Annotated in this window: 6 protein-coding genes; 4 read left to right on the top strand and 2 right to left on the bottom strand. The window is 61.2% G+C overall.

Annotated features, from left to right (window positions below; genetic code table 11):
* On the top strand, positions 1 to 1,164 hold a 1,164-nt coding region (locus VF769_RS12000), incomplete at its 5' end, for an acetyl-CoA C-acyltransferase (protein WP_331008649.1).
* A 48-nt stretch (positions 1,165 to 1,212) separates the two neighbouring features.
* Here the strand turns inward: VF769_RS12000 and VF769_RS11995 are convergent.
* Positions 1,213 to 1,626: a nuclear transport factor 2 family protein gene (locus VF769_RS11995; protein ID WP_331008648.1), complete on the bottom strand. Its 414-nt coding sequence runs from the start codon at positions 1,624 to 1,626 to the stop codon at positions 1,213 to 1,215.
* A 152-nt stretch (positions 1,627 to 1,778) separates the two neighbouring features.
* Here VF769_RS11995 and VF769_RS11990 point away from each other — a divergent pair, with 152 nt between their 5' ends.
* From VF769_RS11990 to VF769_RS11980, 3 genes are all read left to right on the top strand, one after another.
* The gene (locus VF769_RS11990) at positions 1,779 to 4,004 is read left to right on the top strand and encodes a TonB-dependent receptor (RefSeq protein ID WP_331008647.1); all 2,226 of its coding nucleotides are present in this window, start codon (positions 1,779 to 1,781) and stop codon (positions 4,002 to 4,004) included.
* Positions 4,005 to 4,103: 99 nt separating this feature from the next.
* The gene (locus VF769_RS11985) at positions 4,104 to 5,090 is read left to right on the top strand and encodes a helix-turn-helix domain-containing protein (protein ID WP_331008646.1); all 987 of its coding nucleotides are present in this window, start codon (positions 4,104 to 4,106) and stop codon (positions 5,088 to 5,090) included.
* A 69-nt stretch (positions 5,091 to 5,159) separates the two neighbouring features.
* Positions 5,160 to 6,638 carry a carotenoid oxygenase family protein gene (locus VF769_RS11980; RefSeq protein ID WP_331008645.1) on the top strand — a complete coding sequence of 493 codons (1,479 nt, stop codon included), beginning with the start codon at positions 5,160 to 5,162 and terminating at the stop codon, positions 6,636 to 6,638.
* Here the strand turns inward: VF769_RS11980 and VF769_RS11975 are convergent.
* Positions 6,635 to 8,338 (bottom strand): class I adenylate-forming enzyme family protein, encoded by a 1,704-nt coding sequence (locus tag VF769_RS11975; RefSeq protein WP_331008644.1) that lies wholly within the window; start codon positions 8,336 to 8,338, stop codon positions 6,635 to 6,637. The two genes, VF769_RS11980 and VF769_RS11975, sit on opposite strands and share 4 nt — an antisense overlap.
* Positions 8,339 to 8,380: the final 42 nt, after the last annotated feature.

Raw genomic sequence — 8,380 nt, 5'->3', positions numbered from 1 at the left:
AAGGGTAGTCCTAAGGGCTCACTCGCCAGCGTGCCGCCGACAAACTTGACCACGCAACTTGTCGACGCACTTCGCGCGCGCAACGGCGATGACGCAATTGCGGCCATTGATGTCTTCGCCTTGGGTTGCGTGACGCAGATCGGCGCGCAAGGCGGCCATATCGGCCTAGCCGCACGCGTTCAGGCGCAATTGCCCGACGACAGCGCCGTTCTGACGATCAACAATTTCTGCGTCTCCGGCCTTTCCGCCCTCTCCGAGGCGGCGCGCCGCGTCGCGCTCGGCGAAAGCAAGCTCGCGCTGGCGGGCGGCGTTGAGTCCATGTCGCAAGTCGCGTTCATGACAGACAACGCGCCGTATTACACCGATCCCAAGCTCATCCAGCATATGGCCTGGGCGCCGCCAGGGCTTGCGGCCGATCTGCTCGCCGCGCGCGAAGGAATTGGCCGTGACGCACTCGATGCAGCCACATTGCGCTCCCACCAGCGCGCGTTGGCCGCCTGGCAAGCCGGCCGTTATGCACGCCGCGTCATTCCAATCCGCGACGCTGCCGGGGAAATTGCCCTCGCGCATGATGAGAACATCCGCGACTACGCCGAGGGCGAAGCGCTGAAGGCATACAAACCCGTCTTCGCAGAAATGGGCGCAGCGCGTTTTGACACGGTCCTGCTCGCACACTACCCCGACATGGCCAAGCTTGAGCACACCCATACACTGGCGCACTGCCCGCCCATCGCTGACGGCGCCGCGCTGGCGCTCATCGGCGCTCGCGAGGCCGGAGAAGCCTTGGGACTCAAACCTATCGCGCGGGTCCGGGCCTTTGCCGAAACAGGCGCCGATCATGTGCTGCAGCTCACCGCGGGCTTTCGCGCCATGGATCTGGCCCTACAACGCGCCAAGCTGAGCCTGAAAGAGATTGGCGCGATCGAATTCATGGAAGCTTTCGCGGCCGTTCCGGTGAAGTTCGAACGCGATTATGCGCCCCACATGGACCGCGTGAATCCCAATGGCGGCCACCTCGCCATGGGACATCCAATGGGCGCGACCGGCGCGATCTTGTTTGCCGCGGCGCTGGATTCAATGGAAGACCTGGATAGCGAGCTTGGCCTCGTCGTCGCCACCGGCGGAGTAGGCGTGGGCGCCGCCATGGTTTTGGAACGCATGTAAACGTCCGACACAGCGCCCGAAGCGCGGTGTCGGACGATCGGAAAGATATTACTCGCGGCCCGCGTGGTCGAACTCACCGACGCCCATTTCACGCAGCAAATGCGCGCGGTCATAATATTCGCGCCATTCGGCGACCAAATTGTCGTCATTGATGGTCAGCACGCCGACAACTGGCACAGCGCCCTTGTTACCATTGTACACAAAACGGTCCCAGCGCTCGATATAGACGCGCCCATCGATGACGCCGATATGCTCTATGTCGAGCACAATACTCTCGATGCCCGCCCCCAAGGCCGCGATCCGCGCGTAGATTGCCTCGCGTCCGACCACTGGCTCGACCATCATGGAATGCAGCACGCCGTCCTTCGCGAACAGATCGCCAACCTTCCGCCAATCCTTGGCAGCCCACGCATCCGCCATATCGCGAACAACAGCAATCTTTTCCGCATCGCGGTTCGACATCGCGCTCTCCCTTGAGATCATCTTGTTATGCAAGTGATCCTGGCGCCACGGTGTGCGCCTGTCAATTGAAGCTATCTTGACAAGACTGACTATCCGGCGGACACACTTGCTTAACAAGACCAACAAGACGGTTCGTCAAAGGGGAGAGAAGCATGGCGCGAATTTTCGCCAAGGGCTCATTGTATTCAGCTGTAGCCGGCGCAACCTTGGCGCTGGCCGCGCCGGGCGTTGTGTGGGCGCAGAGCGGCGCGGATGCCGAAGCGTCTTCCGGGATGGATGAGATCGTCATCACCGCGACCAAGCGCGAAGAGAGCTTGCAGGATGTGGCGATCGCTGTGACGGCGCTCAGCGCTGAGCAATTGCGCAACGAAGCGATCACCGATTTGTCGCAGATCGCGGCCCAGGTTCCGAGCTTCACGTTCCAATCGCAGAACAGCATGGAATCGGAAATGTTCATCCGCGGCGTTGGCTCGGTGCGGCTGAACGGCGCGACGGCCGACCCGTCGATCGGCACCTTCTTCAACGAAGTCTATATCGGCCGCCGCGGTTCGGCGACGCCGCCCCTCTTCGATCTCGCGCGCGTTGAAGTGCTGCGTGGTCCGCAAGGGACGCTGTTCGGTAAGAACATCGTCGGCGGCGCGATCAACCTGATCTCAGCCACGCCGCAGGCCAATTTTGGCGCGGGCGGCTCCCTCTCGTTGGGCAATTATTCCAGCGTCCTGGCCGAGGGTTACGTCACCGGTCCCTTAGCGGAGAACCTCGCAGGTCGTCTCGCCTTCTATCGCGAAACACATGACGGCTTCGCGGAAAACATCGTTTACGGGCAGGAGCTTGAAGACAAAGACTCCACGGCGGCCCGGCTTTCACTGCTTTGGGATCCGACGAGCAATATCTCTGTGTCGCTCATCGCCGATTACAGCACCGACAGCGCCGGCGGGCCGTCGCGTCACGCCGTGGACAATCCGTTTGTCGCCGGTACGGGCGGCATCACGGCAGGCATTCCGTCCGATCCGCGGATCAACATGTCGCCTTACGAGCAATATGCTTATCGTGACACGGCGGGCCTCACCGGCCGCCTGGAATGGGACCTCGGCAACGTCTCGCTGACCTATCTCTCTGCGTATCGTTACGGATTGGCCGACGGCCGATGGACACAGGCAGGCGCAGGTTCGCCCCCTTCGCTCACGGATAGCACGCTCACGCAACACGAGATGTATCAGGGCGTGACTCAAGAAATTCGCTTATCATCGGACGACGACAGCCGCTTCCGTTGGATCGCCGGTCTCTACTATCTCGACGAGTACGTGAAGCGCACGTCGCGCAATACCGCGATCTCGTTCCTGCCGGGCGGCCCCGGCGGCGTGCGCGACTCGCTCGACGGCGACAACATGTTCCTGGGCTACAGCGACACGCGCAGCTTCGCCGCGTTCGGTGAGGTCGAATACGATATTCTCGACAATCTGACCCTCTCGGTCGGCGGCCGTTACACGCGTGATGAAAAAGAACTCGACACCGCAGCTGTTATCTTCAGCTACGGCCCGGCGGGCGACATTCTTTCACCGGCTCCGCTGCAATCGGCCTACGACATCAGCGTCGGTGACGAATGGTCCGAGTTCACGCCGCGCGTCGCCCTCGAATGGCGCGCCAGCGACAACATTCTGCTCTACGCGTCCTATGCGGCGGGCTATAAGGGCGGCGGTTGGCAGGGCGCCACAGCGAACGCGATCGCCGCGGCCACAGCCTACGATCCGGAAGCCGCCGCGACTTACGAAATCGGGTTTAAGGCCGATTGGTTCAACAATCGCCTGCGCACCAATATCGCTGTCTTCCATACGGACTTCACGGATCTTCAGGTCGAATTGCTTGACGACGTGAACCTGACCCTCGTCGTCGCCAACGCGGCTGACGCGGTGATCGAAGGCCTCGAGTTCGAAGTGCGCGGCATGCCGACGGACTGGCTGACTGTGTTTGCGTCCGGCTCACTGCTCAATGCGGAGTACAAAGACTATATCGATCCGCTCCGCGGCCTCGATTACAGCGGCAATCAGATTCAGCGCACGCCGGACTATCAATTCACGGTCGGCGCCGATCTCCGTCACGGCCTGACGGATGGTCTCGATCTGATCGCCAACCTGAACTACTCGTACCAGGACCAAATGTTCTGGGGGCCGGAGAACACGAATTTTGAGGACGGCTACGGCATCCTCAATGGCCGCATCGGCATCGGCGCGGCTGATGGCCAATGGACCGTGTCGCTCTGGGGCAAGAACCTCGACGACGAGCTTTATCGCACCAGCATTATTCCGTTCGCGGGCGATGAAGTCTCGGTCTTCGGCGCGCCGCGCACCTATGGCGTGCGGGTCAGCGGCAGGTTCTAAGCGTAAGGGCCCGCGGGCTTCCTCCCCGACCCGCGGGCTCTTGACTTGCTTCGCGCCCCCCAGGAGGGTCCGGCGTTGAATCAACAGCGCTCAGAGCCCATGGCGTCCAGCAAAAAAGCCCTCAAGCCCAAGCCTGCGGGGAAACCCGCGGCGCCGAGGCGATCGGCTCCGAAGCGTCCGTCCTCGCAATTGGTGGAAGCCGATTCCGCGGCGCGTGCGCTCAACATCTTGGGCGATCGCTGGACCCTCATGATCATCGCGCTGGCGTTTACACGCGTGCGCCGCTTCGAAGATTTCCAGGGCCGCATCAATATCGCCCGCAGCCTTCTGACCGACCGCCTGCGCCGACTTGAAGAGGTCGGCGTCTTTCGTCGCGAACGCTATTGCGAACACCCACCGCGCGACGAATATCGCCTTACGGAAATGGGCAACGACCTCTTTGGCGCCGCGCTCATGATCATCCGCTGGGAAAAGCGCTGGTTCTACGACCGCCGCATCCCGGCGCACCGGATCAAGCATTCCTGCGGCAAGGCGTTCACGCCAGAGAGCCGCTGTAAGCACTGCAATGAACTCATCTATGCGCGCGACAGCTTCGCCGTTCCCGGCCCTGGCGCTGGCGAAGACCCAGCGCAAAAGCCCCGCGCCCATCGTCGTTCAATTGTCGAAGGCTTAGCCGCAAGCGACGCAATGATGGAACGTTCGACAGAAGTTTTAGGCGATCGTTGGACCTCGCACGTCATCGCATCCGCCTTTCTCGGTCGCAAACGGTTCACCGAGTTTCAACAGGCGCTGGGTGTGGCGCCGAATATTCTGGCGGATCGGCTCAACCGCCTGGTTGAGCTCGGCATCCTCAGCCAGCGCTTGTATCAGGAGAAGCCGGCGCGCTGGGAGTATCGGCTGACTCAGGAAGGGCTAGACCTTTTCCCGCTCGTGTTGGAGCTTGTCCGCTGGGGAGACCGTTGGCTGGCGGGCAAGAAGGGCCCGCCCAAGATCATCAAACACCGCCTTTGCGGACACGTCCTCGAAGCGCGCTTTACCTGCGATCAGTGCGGCCAGCCGGTGACGCGACGTGATACCCACCTGTAGCCAAAAGTCACTTGTATAACGAGACTAACACCACTACCCTGACCTCAGTTCATTTCGAGGACACGTGCGATGAAGCTCGAACGCCTGCCGCCGATTAAATCGTCCCTTCGCCCCACCAATCATCCATACCTCACGGGGGCCTGGACGCCCCAACATGAGGAAGTGAACGCGTGGGAATTGGAGGTCATCGAGGGCGCCATTCCAGCTGACATCGACGGCGTCTACATCCGAAATACCGAAAACCAAGTGCACCAGCCGCTCGGGCGTCACCACCCGTTCGACGGCGATTCCATGCTGCATCAGATCAGCTTCCAGGGCGGCGCCGCCTCTTATCGCAATCGCTTCGTGCGCACGCGCTGCTTTATCGCCGAACAGATTGCCGGTGAATCGCTCTGGGGTGGCCTCGCCGATCCCTGGGGCACTTCGAAGCGCCCCGGTTTTGGCGCGCATGGTGGGCTGAAGGACAATGCGAGCACCGATGTTGTCGTGCACGCAGGCAAGATCCTCTCGACCTTCTACCAATGCGGCGAAGCTTATGCGCTCGACCCCGAAACACTCGAGCAGCACGGCGTTGCGCCCTGGGCGCCGCTAGATGGCGTTTCCGCGCACACGAAAGTTGATGAGCGCACTGGCGAGCTGCTGTTCTTCAATTACTCAACGCATGCGCCCTACATGCATTACGGCGTCGTCGACCGGACCGGAAAGCTCACAAACTATACGCCGATCCCGTTGCCAGGCCCGCGTCTGCCGCACGATATGTCGTTCTCCGAAAATTATTCGATCTTGAACGACCTGCCCGTGTTCTGGGATCGCGCCTTGTTGGAGCGCAATATCCACGCCGTTCGCTTGCACAAAGACCTGCCCTCGCGCTTCGCCATCCTGCCGCGTCATGGCAAGGCCGAGGATGTGCGCTGGTTTGAAGCGGAGCCAACCTACGTCCTGCACTTTCTCAACGCCTACGAGGAAGGCGACGAAATCATCATGGACGGATACTTCCAGGAAAATCCGACGCCGAAGCCGCTTCCGGGCGCCCCCGAAGGCTATGAACACATGATGGCGTTTCTCGACGAGGCGAGCTTCCGCCCGAAGCTGCATCGTTGGCGTTTCAATCTGAAGACCGGCAAAACAAGAGAGGAGCGTCTCGACGACCGTATCCTCGAATTCGGCATGTTCAATCAGCGCTTCGCCGGTCGCAAATATCGCTACGCCTATTCCACAACATCAAAGCCAGGCTGGTTCCTGTTCAACGGTTTCGTGAAGCACGACCTAGAAACCGGCAAGTCGCAGCAATTGACACTGCCGGAGGGTCGTTACGCGAGCGAGTCCCCGTTCGCGCCGCGCGTCAACGCCAAGGACGAGGACGACGGCTATCTCGTGAGCTTCATCATCGATGAAAATGCCGGCACGTCCGAGTGCATTTTGATCGACTGCAAGCGCTTCGAAGATGGCCCCGTCGTCCGCATCGCGCTGCCGCACAAGATCAGCAGCGGCACACATTCGTGCTGGGCGGACCGCGCCTTCATACGCAACGGCGTGATCGGCGCCTAAGCGCCGATCCTCGCCAACACCTGTGCGCGCAACTCGCTGCGCACCACTTTGTTCATTGCGTTGCGTGGCAGAGCATCCACCACTTGGACGCTTTCCGGAAGCTTGAACACCGCGAGCCCCTGCGCGCGCAGCCAATCAGTGAGTTCCGCCAAGCTGGGGGCTTGGCCCGTCGCCGGCACAATCGCCGCGCACACGCGCTCGCCGAGCACGTCATCCGGCACGCCGACCACGGCCGCTTCCTTGAGCGCAGGATGGCCGGAGAGCAGATCGTCCAACTCAGCGGGTGAAATGTTTACGCCGCCACGGACAATGATGTCCTTGCAGCGTCCCACAAAGCGATAGAAGCGCGGGATCGGGCCCTCGCCGGCGATCTCAAACAAATCACCCGTCTTATAATAGCCTTGCGCGTCAAACGCTTTGGCCGTGAGTTCCGGCGTCTCATAATAGCCATCGAACGTCGCCGCGCCCTGGAAACGCAGTTCGCCGGGGACGCCGACTTCGTTGATCTCTTCCTCGGTATCAGGGTTCACCAGGCGCGTTTGGATCATGGATGCGGTATCGCCGGGCCAGTCAATGCCCGCCACGCCCATGCGCGGAAAATAGCGCGCGCGCTCATTGTGGTCAGCCACGTGCAATGGGCCGCTGAACAACGACGCGCCCTCGTTCGAGCCGTAGATGTTGCAGACTTCAATGCCATAGCGCTGCGCGTAGCCCTCGATCATCCATGGCGCCAGCGGCGCTGAGCCAGAGCCGATCGCGCGCAACGAACTGAGATCGACACCTTCCACGAGCGTAGGCGTCTTCAGGATCGCGTTCAGAATGGCAGGCGCGGCGATCGTGTAATTCACACGCTCAGCTGCGATCTGTTGCAAATAGACTTTGAGATCAAACGGGTGATGCAGCACCAGCACGCCGCGCCGCCACAGCCAAGGCGTTACGAGACCGAAGGAGCCAATGTTCACCAGCGGGAACGGATTGAGCAGCGTCTCGCCCTCGCGCAAATCGGCCGCTTCAGAGACCATGCGCGCGTTGACAATCCACAGATTGTGATCGCGCGGCACGCCCTTTGGGCGCGCCTCAGTGCCGGAGGTCCAGAAAATCGTGAACACTTCGTCGGGCGCAACCGGATTGGCCGCCGCATAGGCAGCGGCGACGTTCGGATCGGCCGCAGCGATGGCTTGATCGAAATCCACCGCGCCCTCAGGCGCGCCGCCGCCCGCAATGAGAACTTTGAAGTTCCGCCCCTGGCGCAATTTCAGCACCATGGCCCCGTGATCGTGACCGGCGAACTTTGCGAGAGTCACAACAGCCTTGGGTTTCACCTTGTCGAGCACATAGCTCAGTTCGTGCTCACGATAGGCGGTGACGACTGGGCTTATGATCACGCCTATGCGCGCGCAAGCCAGAGCAAGAATGACGGTGTCGACGAAATTGGGCGTTTGATATGTGAGCACATCCCCCTTCACGAGCCCTTCCGCCAACAGCGCAGCCGCGACGCGATCGACTTCATCACCGACCTCCCTCCAGCTCAGCCGGCGCGGCTGCTTGCCATCGAGAGCAGCACGGTTCAGCGGATCGATCAGCGCCGGCTTGTCGCCGAGCTCAGCGCGATTGCGCTGTACGAGGTGATCAAGTGTGAGCGAACCCCACCAGCCTTTGGCTGTGTATTCCTCAACGCGCGCCTTCGGCGTTATGATCATGACCTCTTCTCTCCCACTTCTTTTTCTTGCATAACGAGACTA

This window comes from Vitreimonas sp. (assembly GCF_036392335.1).
Lineage (GTDB): Bacteria > Pseudomonadota > Alphaproteobacteria > Caulobacterales > Aquidulcibacteraceae > Vitreimonas.
The sequence above is the reverse complement of the archived record's forward strand: the minus strand, read 5'-3'. Positions and strand labels throughout refer to the sequence as shown.